The following is a 17411-nucleotide window of genomic DNA, read 5'->3' on the forward strand; positions in this document are numbered from 1 at the left end:
ACATTGAAAAAAAGCCTTAACCGCCGGAAGATACGTCGCGATTTAGCGGTTTTTTTCTGCCAGGCACGTTATTTGTATAGGCTATGTTCTCTGAAACAAAAGTTACAAGGTCCACGCATGAAGCAGCTCGATGAACGTCTGAAGAGTCACTATCCGCAGTTATCACCGCAGGAGCAGCGCGTAGCCGACTTCGTCTTCGACCACTTCGATGATGTGATCAGCTATAACAGCGCCGAGCTGGCTCGCCTCAGCGGCGTCTCTAAGGCCACCGTCAGCCGTCTGTTTAAGCGGCTCGGTTATGACAAATATCGCGACATGCGGGATGAGCTGCGCACCTTAAGGCAGAGCGGCATGCCGCTGACCGACAACCGCGATGCGGTGCAGGGAAATACATTGCTTGCCCGCCACTACAAGCAGGAAATGGCGAATCTGACCCAGTGGGTCAACGCGATTGATGCCGTACAGTTCGGCGAGGTTGTTCAGCAACTGGCGAAAAGCCAGCGCGTGTTTGTCATCGGCATGCGCAATGCTTACCCGGTAGCGCTGCATTTTCGTCAGCAGCTGCTTCAGGCAAGAGGCGGCGTGCAGGTGCTGCCGCAGCCGGGTCAGACGCTCTCCGAGGAGCTGGCTGAAGTGACGCCGCAGGATATGGTCGTGGTTATTGCTTTCCGTCGTCGTCCGCGCATCATCAAGCCGCTGTTGCAGCAATTGCAACATGATGGCATTCCCACACTGGTGATTTGCGAACCTCAGGCTCAGGCACTGATGGCGCTGGCTCGCTGGCAGCTCTGCGCGCCGCTGGACAGCGTTTCCGCCTTCGACAGCTATGCCTCGGCCAACAGTTTAATTAACCTGCTGGCAAACGCTTTACTGCATGAACTGCTTAGCGAAGGCCGTCAGCGCATTCACCATATTGCCGATCTCTACAACCAGCTGGATGAGCTGGAACAGCGTTAATCGCCAGCGGCTGCCGGTAAGCGGTGGTGCCCCGGCAATCAAAATCACATTAGTGGGGCACCGTTTTGGTGCTTTGCTTTATTTCGGGGCGAAAGATTTACGGCTGTAATTTCCATCAGCTCTTTCCCAAATCCTGTCGGTTATCGGTCTTCTCTCTGCCTGCCTTTTTGCTTTTCTAACGGCATATAATCTGATTTATCAGCCTGTTTACTAGCATAGCTGGTCTTTTGGTCGCGATCCCTGAGTCAAAAAATCACGTTACGTGGCAGGCAGTCGCGCGGCTGGCACATTAGTTGCAAATGAATTCTTCAAGAATCTTTCGTTTCATGGTTTATTTACCGGGGCAAAAAGAATGAAGAAAGCATTACTGGCAGTAGCAGGTGTGGCGCTGATGTTGACTCAGGTAACGCATGCGTGGGCGGATCAGCTTCAGGACATTGAAAAACGTGGAGTTATCCGCATCGCCGTTCCTCAGGACTTCCCGCCGTTTGGTTCGGTGGGTACCGATCTCCAGCCGCAGGGCTACGACATTGATATGGCAAAATACCTGGCAAAACAGATGAAACTTAAGTTGCAGCTGGTGCCGGTGACCAGCGCCAACCGCGTCCCTTATCTGCAAACCGATAAGGTTGATTTGGTGATCTCCAGCCTGGGCAAAAACCCTGAGCGCGAGAAAGTTATCGCTTTCAGCCGCACTTACGCGCCGTTCTTCCTCGGCGTGTTTGGCCCAAAAGAGGCTGAGCTGAAAGATGCCGCGGCGTTGAGCGGCAAATCCATCGGCGTAACGCGTGGCGCGGTGGAAGATATGGTGCTGAGCGACGTCGCGCCGAAAGATGCCCAGCTGAAGCGCTATGAAGATAACAACACCACGCTTTCTGCCTATCTTTCTGGTCAGGTGCAGTATGTCGCAACCGGCAACCTGGTGGTCGCGGCGATTGCCCGACAGAATGCGGAAAAAGCGCCGGTGGCGAAATTTATGCTGAAGGATTCACCGTGCTTTATCGGTCTTCGCAAAAACGAACCCGCCCTGAAAGCGAAGGTAGATACGCTAATCGACCAGGCGATAAAAGATAAAACGCTGAACGGCCTCTCTGAGCAGTGGCTGAAGGCACCATTACCGGCCGACTTTGGCGCATAAGGGCAGGCGATGACGGAACAACTCGACTTTCCTGCGCTGTGGCCTTACTGGCCGGAACTGCTTTCCGGGCTGTGGGTAACGATTCAGTTGACCGTGTTGGCCACCGTGGGCGGCGTGGCGCTGGGCATTTTCGGCGCGGCGCTACGCAGCGGCAAGCCGTCGATACTGAGCCGCGTGTGGGGCTGCTACGTTGAGCTGATCCGCAACACGCCGTTTGTGGTGCAGCTGTTCTTTATCGTTTTTGGCCTGCCGGCGCTCGGGCTGAAGCTGACGGCGGGCGAAGCCGCACTGCTGGCGATGCTGATTAACCTGGGCGCTTACAGCACCGAAATTATTCGCGCCGGTATTCAGGTCACGCCAAAAGGCCAGTGGGAAGCCGGGCGCGTGCTGGGGCTGACGCGTTCACAGACCTTTCTGCGCATCGTGCTGCCGCCTTCGCTGAAGCGCATTTATCCGGCGCTGGTCAGTCAGTGCATCATCGTGATGCTGGGATCGTCGGTGGTTTCTCAGGTCTCTTATGAGGAGCTGACCTTCGCCGCCAACCTGATCCAGTCCCGGACCTTTTTGAGTTTTGAAGTCTATGGCGTTACTACGCTGCTCTATCTGGCGCTGTCGATTGCGATGCGTCAGTTACTGCTGGCCGCGGGCCGCAAATGGTTTGGAGAAACGCCCTGATGACGACGTTTACTGACTGGGACATCCTGCGCAATCTGTTGCTGGCCGCACGCTGGACGCTGCTGTTGTCGCTGACGGCATTTTTAGGCGGTACGCTGGTGGCGATGCCGCTGGTCATGGTGCGCCTGACGGGCCGTCGCTGGCCGAACCGTTTTATCCGTGCTTATACCGAACTGTTTCAGGGCACGCCGTTGCTGATGCAGCTGTTTCTCGCTTTCTTCGGCGTGGCGCTGTTTGGCATTGATGTATCGCCCTGGACCGCCGCCTCGCTGGCGCTGACGCTGTACACCAGCGCTTTTCTGGTCGATATCTGGTACGGCAGCATTCAGGCTTTACCAAAAGGGCAGTGGGAGGCTTCACGCTGCCTCGGCCTGAATTTTGGTCAGACGCTTTATCGCGTCGTACTGCCGCAGGCATTGCGCATCGGCATTGCGCCAACGGTAGGCTTTGCGGTTCAGGTTATAAAAGGCACCGCGCTGGCATCGATTATCGGCTTTGTCGAACTAACCAAAGCGGGCACCATTCTCAATAACGTGACTTATCAACCGTTCAAAGTTTTCGGGCTGGTGGCGCTGGGCTACTTCCTGATGTGTTATCCGCTGTCGCGCTACAGCCAGTACCTGGAGAAGAAATTCAATGCCGCTCATCACCATTAATCAGGTACAGAAATACTACGGTGCCAATCACGTGCTAAAAGGCGTCGATCTGGATGTCGAGATGGGCGAGGTCATCTCGATTATCGGCCGCAGCGGATCGGGGAAAAGTACGCTGCTGCGCTGCATGAACGGGCTGGAAGGCTATCAGGAAGGCAGTATCAAACTGGGCGGTATGACGATTACCGATCGCGATTCTCAGGCGCGCGAAATCAGCCGCTCGGTCGGCATGGTATTTCAGAACTTTAATCTGTTCCCGCATATGACCGCGTTGGAAAACGTGATGCTGGCGCCGCGTCGGGTTCTGAAAAAGAAGGAGGCCGAATGCCGTGCGCTGGCAGCACAGATGCTGGAAAAAGTCGGGCTGGGCGACCGGATGGATTACTACCCGGCGAATTTATCCGGTGGCCAGCAGCAGCGTGTCGCCATTGCCCGTGCGCTGGCGATGACGCCGAAAGTGCTGCTGTGCGATGAAATCACTTCCGCGCTTGACCCGGAGCTGGTGGGCGAAGTGCTGAAGGTGCTGGAACAGCTGGCGAAAGAGGGCATGACGCTGATTCTGGTCACGCATGAAATGAACTTTGCCCGGGAAGTCGGCGACCGCGTGGTGTTTATGCATCAGGGACGCGTCTGGGAACAGGGCGACAGCAAAATGGTTTTTGCCAGCCCGCAAACTCAGGAACTCAAACAGTTTATCTCATCGGTGCGCGGTCTGAACTGATGCATCGATCGACAAGAGAAGGAACCACAAGATGGATTTAGCGAACATTTCCCAAATCAATCCACCGCAGCGCCTGCTGATGGGGCCGGGGCCGATCAATGCCGATCCGCGCGTGCTGCGCGCCATGTCCAGCCAGCTGATCGGGCAGTACGATCCGGCCATGACGCATTACATGAACGAAGTGATGGCGCTCTATCGCGGCGTGTTCCGCACGCAAAATCAGTGGACGCTGCTGATCGACGGCACTTCTCGTGCCGGTATCGAAGCGATATTGCTGTCGGCGATCCGGCCTGGCGATAAAGTTCTGGTGCCGGTATTTGGCCGTTTCGGTCATCTGCTGTGTGAAATTGCCCGGCGTTGCCGCGCCGAAGTTCATACCATTGAAGCGCCGTGGGGCGAAGTGTTTACGCCCGATCAAATTGAAGATGCGATCAAAACCGTGCGACCGCGCCTGCTGCTGACCGTGCAGGGCGATACATCTACCACCATGCTCCAACCGCTGGAAGAACTCGGTGCAATCTGCAAAAAGTATGGCGTGCTGTTTTATACCGATGCCACGGCGTCGTTTGCCGGAAACGCGCTGGAAACCGATGCCTGGGGACTGGATGCCGTGTCCGCCGGGATGCAGAAATGCCTTGGCGGCCCGTCCGGCACCTCACCCATCACGCTCAGCCCGGAAATGGAAGCGGTAATCCGCAAGCGCAAATGTGTCGAGGAAGGCATTCGTACCGCCGCACATCAGGACGGCGAAGACGAGATGATCTGGTCCAACTATTTCGATCTCGGCATGATCATGGACTACTGGGGGCCAGAACGGCTTAACCATCACACCGAAGCGACTTCCGCCCTGTTTGGCGCTCGCGAATGCGCGCGTTTGATTCTTGAAGAAGGTCTGGATCAGGGCATTGCCCGCCATAAGCTGCATGGTGATGCCATGCTGAAAGGCATTCAGGGCATGGGACTGGAAACCTTCGGGAATATAAACCACAAGATGAACAACGTGCTGGGCGTCGTTATCCCAGAAGGCATTAACGGCGATCGGGTACGGAAACTGATGCTGGAAGATTTTGGCATTGAAATCGGCACCTCGTTTGGCCCGCTGCACGGCAAGGTCTGGCGTATTGGCACCATGGGTTACAACGCCCGTAAAGATTGCGTGATGCAGACGCTGAGCGCGCTGGAATCGGTGCTGACTTATCTGGGCTACAAAACGCCGCAGGGTGCCGCGATGCAGTCGGCCTGGGATCATTACTCACGCGGGAGCTGCTGATGGAGCTGATGAGTTCAGCCGCGGCTGAGCAAGCCGCTGCCAGAGTCATGGCGCGCTGCGATCGGCTGGCGGAAATCAGTGAAACGCCCGAATTTCTCACCCGTGTTTACCTCTCGCCAGAACATCTGCGCGCTAATGCGCTGGCAGGCGAATGGATGGCCGAAGCGGGCATGAAAGTCTGGCAGGACAGCGTGGGTAATATCTGCGGTCGTTATGAAGGTCTGGAAGCGGGAGCGCCCGCGCTGCTGCTGGGTTCCCATCTGGATACCGTGCGTAACGCCGGACGCTACGACGGCATGCTTGGCGTGCTGACCGCTATCGAAGCCGTGCAGGCTCTGAACCAGCAGGGAAAACGTCTGCCGCTGGCAATCGAAGTCGTTGGTTTTGGTGATGAAGAAGGAACGCGTTTTGGCATCACGCTGCTGGGCAGTCGTGGACTCACCGGCAGCTGGCCGGAAAGCTGGGTCAATCATCCCGATGGCAACAGTATTACCGTGGCGCAGGCGATGGCCGACGCGGGTCTGGATGCCGATGCCATCCCACAGGCGGCGCGGGAGGTGAAAGAGATCGTTGCCTATCTCGAACTGCATATCGAACAGGGGCCTTGCCTCGAACAGGCAGATTTGGCGCTGGGCGTGGTGACCGCGATCAACGGTGCACGACGGCTAAACTGCCGGTTTGTTGGCGAGGCAGGCCATGCCGGAACGGTGCCCATGTCGCATCGAAAAGACGCGCTGGCCGCGGCGGCTGAATGGATGGTGTTTGTCGAGCAGGCCGCGCCAAAGCACAGCCCGCAGCTGGTGGCGACCGTTGGCACCCTACAATGTCTGCCCGGCGCGGTTAACGTCATCCCCGGTGAGGTCATGCTGACGCTGGACGTGCGCGGGCCAGAAGACCAGCCGCTGGCGGAACTGCTTTCCGCGTTGCTGACTCAGGCTGAAGCGATAGCATTACGTCGTGGCCTGGATTTTAGCGCGGAAGAATATTATCAAATCCCGGCAACGCGTTGTGATGAGGGATTACAGGCTGCGCTGAGCCAGGCAGTGACGGCAGTTCAGGGCCGCACGCTTGCGCTGCCGAGCGGCGCGGGACACGATGCGATTGCGATTGCCGAGCGCTGGCCGGTCGGCATGCTGTTCGTGCGCTGCGATCGCGGCATCAGCCATCATCCGGCCGAATCCGTGCATGCGGCCGATGTGGCAAAAGCGATTCGGGCCTATGCTGGCGTGGTAGAGCAAATAGGGAGCGGCGAATGACGCTGGAGATATTTAACCAGGCCGCCGCTGGCGATGCAAAAGCGCAGATTGCCCATTGCGTAGCGCTGGACGACTGGGCCAGCGTGCTGGTGGCGAAAAGACCCTTTCAGTCTCAGCAGGCGCTGCTGCAAGCCGCGGACGTGCTGGCTCGCCAGTGGGATGAACGGGCGTTAAACCAGGCGCTCTCTGCTCATCCCCGTATTGGCGAAAAGGCACAGGGCGAGGGCAAAGAAGCCGGGCTGTCCAGACAAGAACAGGGGCAGGTAAATGCCGATGACGCCGCACTCAAACAGGCGCTTCAGGCAGGTAATATCGCCTATGAACAGCGCTTTGGTCGCGTTTTTTTGATTCGGGCAAAAGGCCGCAGCGGAGAAGCGATCCTCGCAGAACTCCAGCGGCGTCTTGGTAACAATGCTCACCAGGAACTTGACGAGGCACTCGCTCAGCTGCGAGAAATTACGTTGCTGCGCTTACAGGAGACTTTCCAATGAGCACCATCACCACGCACGTTCTGGATACGGCGCTGGGGAAACCGGCGGTGGGCGTCGCTATCTCTCTGGAGCAGAACAGCAGTCAGGGCTGGTTGCCGGTAGCCGAAGAGGCCACCGATGCAGACGGGCGCATTAAGGCGCTCACGCCGGAGCCGCTGGCGCCTGGCCACTATCGACTGATTGCCGAAATCGGCGACTACTTTGCTGCCAGCGGGCGTGATGCGCTCTACGTCAGCGCGCAAATCGACTTTGTGATCCCGGCAACCGGCAGCCACTACCATTTACCGTTTTTGATTTCACCGTGGTCATGGTCGACCTACCGGGGCAGCTGAGCCCGGCTATTTTACTTGCCATTTTGGGCGTGGACAGTGCTCAAACGCATCACGTACTTAGAGTCTGCTGCGGGTTTTGCGCGCTGGCCGCACCCAAACTGACTGCGCCAATAACGCCCACCTTGTCGTGGGGTAATCATTGAAGGGTAAAATATGGTCAGGCCTGAAGATACGCGTTATCCGGCAGGAAAATCCTTTGCCTGGGGACTCCAGCACGTATTCACCATGTACGGTGGCATCATTGCGCCACCGCTGATTATCGGGGCGGCGGCCGGGCTTTCAGCGGCAGCGTTGGGCATGCTGGTGACTGCGGCGCTGTTCGTCAGCGGCTGTGCGACGCTGCTTCAGTCGCTTGGTGTACCGGGCTTTGGCTCGCGTCTGCCGCTGGTGCAGGGCGTCTCTTTTGCGGGCGTGGCGACGATGGTCACGCTGGTAACGGGTGGCGGAGGATTGCCGGTGGTGTTTGGCGCAGTGATCGTCTCTTCACTGATTGGCCTGCTGATTGCGCCGCTGTTTGCCCATATCATCCGCTTTTTCCCGCCGGTGGTAACGGGAACCGTGATTACCGTCATTGGTCTTTCACTGATCCCGGTCGCCGCGCGTTGGGCGATGGGCGGCAATCCGGCTGCACCCGGCTGGGGCTCGCCGGGCAATATCGGGCTGGCCGCGCTGACGCTGGCCGTCGTGCTGCTACTGAATCGGTTTGGTAATGGCGCGATAAAAAGGGTGGCAGTGCTGGCGGCAATGGTGCTCGGCACGCTGTTTGCTGCGCTCAGCGGAAAAGCCCATTTTTCAACGGTGCTGAACGGCGATTGGGTGGCTTTACCGGGCGTACTAAGCTTTGGTATGCCGGTTTTTGATGTAGCGGCGATCCTGTCGATGACGCTGATTGTACTGGTGCTGCTCACTGAAACCACTGCCGGACTGATCGCCATTGGTGAAATAGTTGGTACGCCGGTTGACGGCAAGCGTATCGCCAGCGGTCTGCGGGCCGATATGCTAACCAGCGCGCTGTCACCGCTGTTTAACTCCTTCCCACAAAGCGCTTTCGCCCAGAATATTGGCCTGGTCGCCATCACCGGGATTAAAAGCCGTTATGTGGTAGCAGCCGGCGGCGTGATCCTGGTTTTGCTGGGCTGCCTGCCGGTGCTGGGAAGAATTGTGGCAGCCGTTCCGGCCCCCGTATTGGGCGGAGCAGGCGTGGTGCTGTTTGGTACGGTCGCGGCCAGCGGGATCCGCACGTTAGCCAAAGTCGAATACCGTGAAAACATGAATCTGGTCGTGGTCGCAACATCCATTGCCTTTGGCATGATCCCGGTCGTGGTGCCGTCGTTCTACGTTGAACAACTGTATGAGAGATGTACGTCAGGCGATTGCATCATTCAATCTGACATTAAACGCTAAGCCGGGCTATGGCATCAGGATAGCAGGCAGTGAGCTCAGTATCCGGCAGGCGATAGCCCGTTATTTTTTTTACGATGACAGTCAGCAATTATTTCAAAAAGAAAAAGACACTATTAGCAGAAAAAAGATTGGTACTATTCTGGTTGATATCCTCAAAAAAAATAATCTTCAACTGACGGATACCGGTTTTCAAAATCTGGTTATCCACCTTCAAATTGCGCTGATGCGTATCGATAAAAGTCATTATCCCCAGGAAATTCCCGAAGACTATATCCTGTTAAAAAAACGCGATGAATATCGGGTGGCTTTACAGCTGGTAGCCAAAATTGAACAAGCATTTTCCATTTCCTTTCCTGAAACAGAATGCTGCTTCATCGCCATTCATCTGGCCGGAAAACGGCATCTTTTTCAGCAGGAAACGATGGTTTCCCGCCCTGACATTATGCAGCTGTTCGATAAAATAATTTATAAAATCAACGATGTTTTTGGCATAAACCTGATGAATGATTTAGAACTCTGTCAGCTGCTGTCACTGCACTTTATTCCGATGATGGATCGGCTGAAGTGGAATTTAACGATTCATAATCCGCTATTGCAGCAGATTAAAGAAGAAAATATCACCGCTTATGAAATCGCTGTTCTTGCGGGAAAAATCATTCATCAGGAAACGCACCTGACGGTCAGTGAGGCTGAGATAGGCTATCTGGCGGTGCATTTTGCCCTGGCGATCGACCGTCGTGGCAGGCCCGTAAAGCGCTACAACATTATCATTGTCTGTGCCAGCGGCATGGGAAGCTCGCAGCTGTTGCTGTATAAAATCCGCCAGCGATTTTCGCATCATATTAACCAGGTCAAGGTCGTTCAGCTGTATGAACTTAACCAATTTGAACAGCAGGATTATGATCTGATCCTTTCCACTGTGGATGTGCCTTTTCAGACCGCAATACCCTCCCTGCGCATTAACTATTTTCTGGAGCCTGACGATCTAAATCAGATGGCGGGCTGGCTGCAAAGCAAACCGCAGCAAAGTCAGCGGCTTGACTATTTTAATGAAGCATTATTTTTTACGGATTTACATGCCACCGAGCGTTTCGGGCTGATTGAAGAACTTTGTCAGCGTGTAAGCAGCGTGATGCCTGTTGCAGACGACTTTACCCACTGCGTCATTGAACGGGAAAAAATCTCCGCAACGGAATTTGGCAATAGCGTCGCATTTCCTCATCCTGTACACCCTGGCGGTGAAAAAACATTTGTGGCCGTAGCCGTGCTTGCTAATCCCGTCCGTTGGGATAAACAAGATGTGCGCTATCTGTTTATGCTGAATATTCGTCATCAGGAAAATGATTCATTGCAGTTGTTATATGAAAGTCTGTTTTCATTGATGAGTGATAAAGAAAGGTTAAAATGTCTCACAAAAGACACCTGCTTTTCGACATTCCTTGCGTTATTACAGGAAGTCATAAACAACAGGGAAACGTTATCCGAATCGGTTTTTAAATAATGCCGCCTCTGAAGCGGCATTTCTCCCCAGGTAACCTTTTTTTGACTGCGGATATAATGCCTGGCAGGAGGTAATGCCATGAAGATTCTGGTGTGTTGCAGCACCGGTATGTCATCCAGTATTGCTGTGAAAACATTACGGGAAGCAGCCAAAACAAAAGGGCTGGATTACCGTTTTTTGGCTGTATGTATTGGGCAGATTGAAATGTATCTGAGTGAGGCGGATATCGTCCTGGTAGCTCCGCAGAGCAGTATGGAAGCAGAACGTATTAAAACGCTTGAGGCTGCCAGTGGAAAGCCAGTGATCACACTTACCAGAGATGAATATGGTAATAACGATACCCGCGAAATTCTGAAAAAGATAAACAGTGCTGATATCAAGGGAGAACGTATGGAGCACGCCACAACAAATATTCTGGAAAAGCATTTGATGCCTTTCGTGGTAAAGGTAGGAAGTAACCGGGCGCTGACAATTATTCGCAACGCCATGTGTGCCTGTATGGCGTTACTCATTATCGGCAGTACTTCAATTTTGCTGTCTAATATACCTTACCTTCCTGTCGCTAACTTTATGGCACCTGCGGCACCCTTTTTTAACACCATTTTTAATGCGACAACAGGCATTATGGGTTTGTTAACTGCTGCAAGTATCGCTTATTACGGTGCATTGGAATATAAACAGGACATTTTTGTCAGTATCGCTACGTCAGTTAGCCTTTTTATCGTCAGTCAGTATCACCTGGTCGACGGGGAATACGTTTTAAACGTGGATGGGCTGGGTACCTCCGGGTTAATTAGCGCCATCCTGATAGGCTTTATCACCTTAAAAACCCTGGCGTTTTTTAAACAGAAAAAAATTGCGATAAAAATGCCTGATGGCGTGCCTGAAGCGGTAAGTGAATCTTTTACTTCACTGCTGCCCGCACTGTTTTTACTGGCGGTATTCAGCCTGCTGATTGTGGTATTTCATTTCAATATCAACGAAATGATCGCGCATGTTCTGACGCCGATAACCTGGGTGCTGAACTCGGCGCCCGGCTATGCCGCCTACCATATGCTTTGCGCACTGGTTTTCTTCTGCGGCATAAATTCGCAGGTCGTTATCGGCGTGGCGATGCCTTTTCTAATGCAAAACGGCGCATTAAACGAGAGGGCTTTTCAAGCCGGTGAGCAGGTAATATTTGCGGCAACCAATGCGACCGATGCGATGATCTGGGCGGGCGGAACCGGCGCGACGCTGGGATTAGTACTGTTAATGGCGCTGACGGCGAAGAGCGAGTATTTCAAAAAGCTCGGCAGAATGTCGGTTGGCCCGGGAATATTTAATATCAACGAACCGCTAATCTTCGGCACGCCAATCTGTTTTAACCCTCTGTTTATGGCGCCCTTTATCCTTACACCTGGCCTGATTGCCGGAGCAACATACTTTCTGATGCAGCATGGCATTATCGATCTCCCGCATGTGGCTAATCTGCCCTGGACTACGCCAACGTTTATCGTTGGATTCCTGATGACCGGCGGCAGCCTTTCCACAACGCTCTGGTCTTTCGCCATTATGTTTATTTCCATGCTGATTTATTACCCTTTTTTTCGCATTGCCGACCGGCAGTTTTATCAGCAGGAGCAGCAGACACTCGTTCAACCAGAACAAAATAGGGACATCGCATAATGGAACATTTAGAGCAAAAACCTTTTCCTGCCGATTTTCTTTGGGGGGCCGCCACAGCGGCATATCAGGTCGAGGGGGCCTTTGACGAAGCGGGAAAAGGGATATCAGTGCAGGATGCCAAAAATTTTAGCAATCCTGTGCACAACACCACGGTGGCGTCAGATCATTATCATCGTTTTCGCGAAGACGTCGCGTTGATGAAATCACTGGGATTGAAGTCCTATCGGTTTTCTATTGCCTGGACACGTATTTATCCGGATGGCGTCACCCTGAATCCGCAGGGAATTATTTTTTACAATCAGCTAATCGATGAACTGCTTAAGCAGGGGATTGAGCCGTTGGTCACGCTCTATCATTTTGATCATCCGCAGGCGCTACAGCAAGCATACGGCGGATGGTACGGCGAACAGATGATCGAGGATTTTAAGCGTTTCGTGCAAACCTGCTTTAGTGAGTTTGGCGATCGGGTCCGCTATTTTATGACCCTCTGCGAATCCAACAACGTGGTTTTATATCCCGATTTAATCGGCGGCGTGCCTGAAGGGGTTGCGGTTGAAGCCTGGCGTTTTCAGGTTAGCCGAATAATGGCGCTGGCAAATGCCAGGGTGATTGCACTTTGCCGTGAAATGTTACCCCAGGCTAAAATCGGCCCCTGCATTGGTTATGCTGTAGCCTACGCCGCGACCTGTGCGCCGCAAGACGTCCTCGCTGCAATGAATGAAGACGAGTTCAGAACTTTTTATCCGCTCGATTTACTTTGTCTTGGGCGACAGAATCCGACGGTTGTTAGCTTTTTTGCTCAGCGGGGAGTAGATATTCGTTTAGCGGAGCACGAGCTGGCCGAGCTCAAAATTGCCCAACCTGATTTTATTGCTTTTAACTATTACCAAAGCAATGTCGCAAAATATTGCCCACCAGCGGGCCAGGAAATTCAACCCGGATTTAATTCTGACGGACAAAAAGGCGGCTTTAAATACCCTCATTTTCCCGGACTGTATGCGGGCGACAGTAACCCTTACCTGGAACGTAATGACTGGGACTGGGAAATCGATCCTGCTGGTCTGCGCATCGCCTGCCGTAAATTATACGATCGCTATCAGCTACCGCTCATGATTACTGAAAACGGCCTTGGTGCCTGTGACTCTCTGGTCGGGGGTAAAATCAACGATGTTTATCGCATCGATTACTTGCAGCAGCACATTGCGCAAATGCAGCTTGCTATTAGCGATGGCGTGCCGATATGGGGATATTATCCCTGGTCATTTATGGATGTAATGAGCACCAGCAACGGTTATCACAAACGCTATGGCTTTGTTTATATCGATCGCGATGACCATCAGTTAAAAACGCTCAGGCGGATAAAAAAAGCCAGTTTTTACTGGTATCAGCAGGTCATTAGCAGTAACGGACAACAGTTATTTAATCAGGAGTCATGCAAATGAAAAATATTTTATTAATGTGCTCGGCAGGAATGTCAACCAGCATCCTGGTAAAGAAAATGAATGAAGCCGCAGTAAAAACAGAGGCTGAGGTATCGGTGAAGGCAATCCCCGAGCAGGCTTTATCTGAGTATCTGGCAGAAGCCGACATTATTTTGCTGGGACCACAGGTCAGGTTTTTAAAAGATAAAGTTCAGGAAGCAGCAAAAACGATACCGGTTCGGGTGATCGATACCATGGACTACGGCACGATGAACGGTGAAAAAATTCTTAAACAGGCACTGGATATTATTGCAGGAGTATAATATGGATATTGAAGAAATTTGTTTTGAGTTAATTTGCCATGTCGGCGAGGCGCGTTCATCCTTCATTCAGGCAATCCAGTTAGCTAAGCTTGGAAATTTTTCTGAAGCCAGAGCGCTGATTAAAAGCGGTCAGCAAAGTTTTAATCGGGGACATAAAGTGCATGCAAAATTAATCCAGTCGGAAATGGAAGGGATGCGCGACCATTTATCCTTGATCCTTATTCATGCAGAAGATCAGATGATGAGCGCGGAAACCTTTAAAATTCTGTGCGAGGAATTTATTGCCATTTATCAACGGCTGGAGAAACACGTTTAGCATTACTCACAGGTTAAAAGGAAAAGTACTATGTCAGGGAAAAATACGTTATTAATTATCCTGTGCGGTTTGTTTGCCCAGCATGCCTGGGCAACAGAAATTGATATCTATCTGGTCCGCCACGGTAAGACAATGTTTAATACTACCGGGCAGGTGCAGGGATGGAGTGATTCGCCCTTAACGGAACAGGGAATTTTACAGGCAAAACAGGCAGGAAATGGGCTGAAAGGTGTTCATTTTATTACTGCTTTTAGTAGCGATTCCGGGCGTGCTCGCGAAACCGCAAAGATTATACTGCAGGAAAATGACACGGCAGATAAGCCCGAACTCATTGAGCTTAAATCGCTGAGAGAGTGGGGCTACGGGGGATATGAAGGCCGGGATGATGCGGAACTCTGGAAGCCACTGTTTGCCGCAAAAAAGGTTGAATTCCTCAAGGACTGGTCAACGTGGGAAGCGTTTACCGACAAAATGACCGATCGGGAAATGGCCGATGCCATTGCTGAAAACGATAAAACCGGGACGGCAGAGAACTACAGCGCTATTGTCACCAGACTTAAAAAGGGGATGGCTTCGATAATTGATAAAACCGAGGCCAAAGGTGGTGGTAATGCGCTGGTGGTTTCACACGGCAGCGCCATTCCTACTCTGTTAACCTTGTATGCTCCTGAGCAATACCATGGAGAAAGCATCGGTAACGCCAGCCTGACCATTTTGCATTACAGCGAAGGAAAATTTACCCTTAAAAAACTGGCCGATAGTCATTATTTAGCTGAATAGCCGTCAGGGTATGTGCTTTAAGCTCATACCCTGTTTTGCTACATGCCTGAAAAAATATTCATGACTACGCCGCCGGTAATAATCAACATCATGGCGAAAATAGCAGGTAAGTCAGGCTTTTGCTTATACAGAATCATAGAAAAAAGCGTGACGCCCACAATGCCAAAACCACACCATAAAGAATAGGCTATTCCCACGGGGATGCTGCTCATCGCTCTGGTCAGGAAAAAATAGCACAGTGAATATGCAGTAATAACCAGCAATGATGGCCATAGTCGGGTGAAGTTTGCCGTCTTTTTGATCATTGATGTGCCAGTGATTTCAGCACTGATAGAGAGCGCCAGCCATAAAAATCCAATATTAAACATAGTAATATCCTTATATTTTAACGGGAGAGTTTTTATCAGCATCCGGCTCGTTCAACGGCAGCGTATCTTCGCTGCCCATTTTAGAAAAAAGATTCATAATTATAATGCCGCTGGCGATAATCACCATGCCGACTATGGCCGCTGCATCAGGATGTTGACCATAAAAAATAATTCCCAAAGTCGACACCGTTAAAATACCCGTGCCGGACCAGGTAGCATAAGCCAGACCTACCGGAATATTTCTTACTGCATGAGAAAGCGAATAGTAGCAAATGCAGTAGAGAGCAATAATAAGCGCCAGAAACAAAGCTTTTGTCACGCCTTCACTGTTATCAAACATTTTTAAGCTTGAGGTCGCTGTAGTTTCAGACAAGATAACCAGCAGCATCCATAACCAACATTTGGTTTTAGCAGACATAAAAAATCCTTATTTAATTAAAGTTATTTTCTCTTTACTTTCATATAGTCAATGGCGGCATCAGTAAATCGTGACGTAGCGTGATTAACTAATGCCGGATTCTTTTCCAGCTCCGCAACGGTGATATAACGGGGCTGCATTCTAAAGATGGCCTTCCTGAGGATGTTGTTAAGCTGGCGACCAGTTCATTCATGGTGCACAGCGCCAGGCCATACTTCTGCAACTGCGTCAGCGTATGTTGAATTTGTTGAAGATAAGCCGGATTTTTGTCATAACCGCGCAGCGCGTTTAGCTCACTGTGAGGATCGCAGTGATAGCGCAAAGCCAGCGTCGGAACGCCAGAGATTAAGGCGTGATGTACCAGCTTGCTGACAGGACTTTGCAGGATGCCGCCAGCCAGTTCCGTCGCCAGCGAGTACTCCATAAAAGGCAGAACGACCGCGCTGTACGGCAGATGGGCAGGGATTTTATGCAGGAAGTTGTCGGGCAGAGAGGATGCCAGTGGCTCCCAGAGTGTTCTGCAATGTCGCCTCATGGCTTCTTCCGTCATCACCATGTCATAGCGCATATTCAGCGTCGCCAGCCGATCGATAATTTCCTGCTGATAACCTGTTCCCGCAGTCAGCACCAGAAGTACCGTTTTTTTCAACCGTGCTAAAACTGCTTTAATAAGATGCTCTGTTTCGTTGTCGGTCATGATTCGCTCATTTCAGTAACGAAACCTGCATGCCATTTTTCAGTCCGGCAGCATTGGCTTCTTCGGTATCGATATGACATTCCAACGCAAAATCATCTCTGACGCGCACCACGACCTGATCAAAGACCAGCCCGCGTTCGCCCGTGCTGCTGACTTTCACCTTTTGGCCGTTAATTACGCCAAAGCGTTCGGCATCTTTTGGTGACATATGAATATGCCGCCAGGCACAAATCACCTGCGATCGCAGTTCAACATGCCCCACAGGACCCACAAGTAGCGCGTTACCTGCATTTTCCAGGCTGCCGGACTCCCGCACTGGCGCTTTGATACCAAGGGCAAAACAGTCTGCCCGGGATATTTCAAGTTGCGTCACCGGCCTGACCGGGCCAAGCACCCGAACGTTGTTCAGTGAGCGCTTAGGGCCCACGACCGTAACGCATTCCTGGGCGGCAAACTGCCCTGGCTGATGTAGAGGTTTCAGCGGTTGCAATCGGTATCCGGGACCAAATAATTTTTCAATATCCTCTGAAGAGAGATGGACATGGCGGTTTGAGATACCGACCGGAATCTGGTGTTCAGCAGCCTTTAACAACGTGGCGATTTTTTCTCTCAGCAGCCTGTCCATCATCCTTTTTTCCTTTTTTTCCTTTTTTCGCCAGCATTTTTAGCTCGCCTGCATGTGGGGCAGAATACGTCTGGCTCTCGCGAACCCTTGCCGGCGGGGCTGTCTGAGCGATTTGAGGAATTCCCTTCAACATTGCCAGCATTTCGACGACACAGCGTTCCGGTCGGGCGATAATCAGCGAGGCGACTTTTTTCTGGTGCATTCCTGCGACTTCAATGCCTCGTTCAATAGCCATTTTAATTGCGCCAATCTCTCCTTCAAAACAAACACAAACCCTCCCTGCACCCGGTTTGCGATAACCAATACAGCTGACCTCCGCTGATTTACAAACGACATCAATTACCTGAATTGCACTAACCAGACCCAGTGTTTCAATTACACCTAAACTTTTCATGTT

Annotated in this window: 21 protein-coding genes; 16 read left to right on the forward strand and 5 right to left on the reverse strand. The window is 52.1% G+C overall.

The annotated features are described in order from the left end of the window. The first annotated feature begins 117 nt into the window (after positions 1-117). The 16 genes from hpxU to EHV07_RS04565 all read left to right on the forward strand — a co-directional run bounded on the left by hpxU (position 118) and on the right by EHV07_RS04565 (position 14906). The gene (gene hpxU, locus EHV07_RS04490; protein WP_147195492.1) at positions 118-957 is read left to right on the forward strand and encodes a MurR/RpiR family transcriptional regulator HpxU; all 840 of its coding nucleotides are present in this window, start codon (positions 118-120) and stop codon (positions 955-957) included. 352 nt (positions 958-1309) lie between these two features. Beyond that, complete coding sequence (locus tag EHV07_RS04495; protein ID WP_147195494.1) at positions 1310-2095, forward strand: transporter substrate-binding domain-containing protein; 786 nt, start codon at positions 1310-1312, stop codon at positions 2093-2095. Between the two features lie 9 nt (positions 2096-2104). Next, positions 2105-2770: an amino acid ABC transporter permease gene (locus EHV07_RS04500; RefSeq protein ID WP_147195496.1), complete on the forward strand. Its 666-nt coding sequence runs from the start codon at positions 2105-2107 to the stop codon at positions 2768-2770. Continuing rightward, complete coding sequence (locus EHV07_RS04505) at positions 2770-3426, forward strand: amino acid ABC transporter permease (protein ID WP_147195498.1); 657 nt, start codon at positions 2770-2772, stop codon at positions 3424-3426. The genes EHV07_RS04500 and EHV07_RS04505 overlap by 1 nt, the downstream gene beginning before the upstream one ends. Continuing rightward, positions 3407-4144, forward strand: coding sequence for an amino acid ABC transporter ATP-binding protein (locus tag EHV07_RS04510; RefSeq protein ID WP_147195500.1), 738 nt, complete (start codon positions 3407-3409; stop codon positions 4142-4144). Before EHV07_RS04505 ends, EHV07_RS04510 begins: the two co-directional genes overlap by 20 nt. Before the next feature lie 31 nt (positions 4145-4175). Then, positions 4176-5414, forward strand: coding sequence for an alanine--glyoxylate aminotransferase family protein (locus EHV07_RS04515; RefSeq protein WP_147195503.1), 1239 nt, complete (start codon positions 4176-4178; stop codon positions 5412-5414). Further along, the gene (gene hpxK, locus EHV07_RS04520; RefSeq protein WP_371419663.1) at positions 5414-6670 is read left to right on the forward strand and encodes an allantoate amidohydrolase; all 1257 of its coding nucleotides are present in this window, start codon (positions 5414-5416) and stop codon (positions 6668-6670) included. The genes EHV07_RS04515 and hpxK overlap by 1 nt, the downstream gene beginning before the upstream one ends. Further along, positions 6667-7161 (forward strand): 2-oxo-4-hydroxy-4-carboxy-5-ureidoimidazoline decarboxylase, encoded by a 495-nt coding sequence (gene uraD / locus EHV07_RS04525; RefSeq protein ID WP_147195504.1) that lies wholly within the window; start codon positions 6667-6669, stop codon positions 7159-7161. Before hpxK ends, uraD begins: the two co-directional genes overlap by 4 nt. Next, positions 7158-7493, forward strand: coding sequence for a hydroxyisourate hydrolase (gene uraH, locus EHV07_RS04530; RefSeq protein ID WP_147195506.1), 336 nt, complete (start codon positions 7158-7160; stop codon positions 7491-7493). Before uraD ends, uraH begins: the two co-directional genes overlap by 4 nt. Positions 7494-7646: 153 nt before the next feature. Next, entirely contained in the window at positions 7647-8897 is a 1251-nt protein-coding gene (locus EHV07_RS04535; RefSeq protein WP_147195508.1) for a nucleobase:cation symporter-2 family protein, read from the forward strand. Beyond that, positions 8845-10398: a transcription antiterminator gene (locus EHV07_RS04540; RefSeq protein ID WP_147195511.1), complete on the forward strand. Its 1554-nt coding sequence runs from the start codon at positions 8845-8847 to the stop codon at positions 10396-10398. The genes EHV07_RS04535 and EHV07_RS04540 overlap by 53 nt, the downstream gene beginning before the upstream one ends. Positions 10399-10476: 78 nt before the next feature. Further along, positions 10477-12066 (forward strand): PTS transporter subunit EIIC, encoded by a 1590-nt coding sequence (locus tag EHV07_RS04545; protein WP_147195513.1) that lies wholly within the window; start codon positions 10477-10479, stop codon positions 12064-12066. Continuing rightward, the gene (locus tag EHV07_RS04550; RefSeq protein WP_147195515.1) at positions 12066-13508 is read left to right on the forward strand and encodes a glycoside hydrolase family 1 protein; all 1443 of its coding nucleotides are present in this window, start codon (positions 12066-12068) and stop codon (positions 13506-13508) included. The genes EHV07_RS04545 and EHV07_RS04550 overlap by 1 nt, the downstream gene beginning before the upstream one ends. Next, positions 13505-13810, forward strand: coding sequence for a PTS sugar transporter subunit IIB (locus EHV07_RS04555; protein WP_147195517.1), 306 nt, complete (start codon positions 13505-13507; stop codon positions 13808-13810). Before EHV07_RS04550 ends, EHV07_RS04555 begins: the two co-directional genes overlap by 4 nt. Before the next feature lies 1 nt (position 13811). Next, positions 13812-14126 (forward strand): PTS lactose/cellobiose transporter subunit IIA, encoded by a 315-nt coding sequence (locus EHV07_RS04560; protein WP_147195518.1) that lies wholly within the window; start codon positions 13812-13814, stop codon positions 14124-14126. A gap of 30 nt (positions 14127-14156) precedes the next feature. Further along, the gene (locus EHV07_RS04565; protein ID WP_147195521.1) at positions 14157-14906 is read left to right on the forward strand and encodes a histidine phosphatase family protein; all 750 of its coding nucleotides are present in this window, start codon (positions 14157-14159) and stop codon (positions 14904-14906) included. Between the two features lie 38 nt (positions 14907-14944). Here EHV07_RS04565 and EHV07_RS04570 read toward each other — a convergent pair whose 3' ends face one another. The 5 genes from EHV07_RS04570 to EHV07_RS04590 form a co-directional block, all read right to left on the reverse strand. After that, positions 14945-15274, reverse strand: a complete 330-nt coding sequence (locus EHV07_RS04570; protein ID WP_147195523.1) for a multidrug efflux SMR transporter — start codon at positions 15272-15274, stop codon at positions 14945-14947. Between the two features lie 10 nt (positions 15275-15284). Next, on the reverse strand, positions 15285-15692 hold the full coding sequence (locus EHV07_RS04575; RefSeq protein WP_147195525.1) for a multidrug efflux SMR transporter: 408 nt from the start codon (positions 15690-15692) through the stop codon (positions 15285-15287). Positions 15693-15780: 88 nt separating this feature from the next. After that, entirely contained in the window at positions 15781-16389 is a 609-nt protein-coding gene (locus tag EHV07_RS04580) for a hypothetical protein (RefSeq protein WP_147195527.1), read from the reverse strand. Between the two features lie 7 nt (positions 16390-16396). Then, positions 16397-17017, reverse strand: coding sequence for a phosphate propanoyltransferase (locus EHV07_RS04585; RefSeq protein ID WP_147195529.1), 621 nt, complete (start codon positions 17015-17017; stop codon positions 16397-16399). Continuing rightward, a complete protein-coding gene (locus EHV07_RS04590) occupies positions 16965-17408 on the reverse strand; it encodes a BMC domain-containing protein (RefSeq protein WP_147195531.1) in 444 nt (147 codons plus the stop codon). The genes EHV07_RS04585 and EHV07_RS04590 overlap by 53 nt, the downstream gene beginning before the upstream one ends. Positions 17409-17411: the final 3 nt, after the last annotated feature.

This window comes from Pantoea sp. CCBC3-3-1 (assembly GCF_007981265.1).
Taxonomy (GTDB): domain Bacteria; phylum Pseudomonadota; class Gammaproteobacteria; order Enterobacterales; family Enterobacteriaceae; genus Erwinia.

Excerpts from the sequence above, each read along its gene's own strand:
- EHV07_RS04585 (WP_147195529.1), bottom strand. The coding sequence starts at position 17,017 with ATGATGGACAGGCTGCTGAGAGAAAAAATCGCCACGTTGTTAAAGGCT.
- uraD (WP_147195504.1), top strand. The coding sequence starts at position 6,667 with ATGACGCTGGAGATATTTAACCAGGCCGCCGCTGGCGATGCAAAAGCG.
- EHV07_RS04510 (WP_147195500.1), top strand. The coding sequence starts at position 3,407 with ATGCCGCTCATCACCATTAATCAGGTACAGAAATACTACGGTGCCAAT.
- EHV07_RS04545 (WP_147195513.1), top strand. The coding sequence starts at position 10,477 with ATGAAGATTCTGGTGTGTTGCAGCACCGGTATGTCATCCAGTATTGCT.
- hpxU (WP_147195492.1), top strand. The coding sequence starts at position 118 with ATGAAGCAGCTCGATGAACGTCTGAAGAGTCACTATCCGCAGTTATCA.
- EHV07_RS04500 (WP_147195496.1), top strand. The coding sequence starts at position 2,105 with ATGACGGAACAACTCGACTTTCCTGCGCTGTGGCCTTACTGGCCGGAA.
- EHV07_RS04495 (WP_147195494.1), top strand. The coding sequence starts at position 1,310 with ATGAAGAAAGCATTACTGGCAGTAGCAGGTGTGGCGCTGATGTTGACT.
- EHV07_RS04515 (WP_147195503.1), top strand. The coding sequence starts at position 4,176 with ATGGATTTAGCGAACATTTCCCAAATCAATCCACCGCAGCGCCTGCTG.
- hpxK (WP_371419663.1), top strand. The coding sequence starts at position 5,414 with ATGGAGCTGATGAGTTCAGCCGCGGCTGAGCAAGCCGCTGCCAGAGTC.
- EHV07_RS04550 (WP_147195515.1), top strand. The coding sequence starts at position 12,066 with ATGGAACATTTAGAGCAAAAACCTTTTCCTGCCGATTTTCTTTGGGGG.
- EHV07_RS04535 (WP_147195508.1), top strand. The coding sequence starts at position 7,647 with ATGGTCAGGCCTGAAGATACGCGTTATCCGGCAGGAAAATCCTTTGCC.
- EHV07_RS04580 (WP_147195527.1), bottom strand. The coding sequence starts at position 16,389 with ATGACCGACAACGAAACAGAGCATCTTATTAAAGCAGTTTTAGCACGG.
- EHV07_RS04565 (WP_147195521.1), top strand. The coding sequence starts at position 14,157 with ATGTCAGGGAAAAATACGTTATTAATTATCCTGTGCGGTTTGTTTGCC.
- EHV07_RS04560 (WP_147195518.1), top strand. The coding sequence starts at position 13,812 with ATGGATATTGAAGAAATTTGTTTTGAGTTAATTTGCCATGTCGGCGAG.
- EHV07_RS04540 (WP_147195511.1), top strand. The coding sequence starts at position 8,845 with ATGAGAGATGTACGTCAGGCGATTGCATCATTCAATCTGACATTAAAC.
- EHV07_RS04590 (WP_147195531.1), bottom strand. The coding sequence starts at position 17,408 with ATGAAAAGTTTAGGTGTAATTGAAACACTGGGTCTGGTTAGTGCAATT.
- EHV07_RS04570 (WP_147195523.1), bottom strand. The coding sequence starts at position 15,274 with ATGTTTAATATTGGATTTTTATGGCTGGCGCTCTCTATCAGTGCTGAA.
- uraH (WP_147195506.1), top strand. The coding sequence starts at position 7,158 with ATGAGCACCATCACCACGCACGTTCTGGATACGGCGCTGGGGAAACCG.
- EHV07_RS04575 (WP_147195525.1), bottom strand. The coding sequence starts at position 15,692 with ATGTCTGCTAAAACCAAATGTTGGTTATGGATGCTGCTGGTTATCTTG.
- EHV07_RS04555 (WP_147195517.1), top strand. The coding sequence starts at position 13,505 with ATGAAAAATATTTTATTAATGTGCTCGGCAGGAATGTCAACCAGCATC.
- EHV07_RS04505 (WP_147195498.1), top strand. The coding sequence starts at position 2,770 with ATGACGACGTTTACTGACTGGGACATCCTGCGCAATCTGTTGCTGGCC.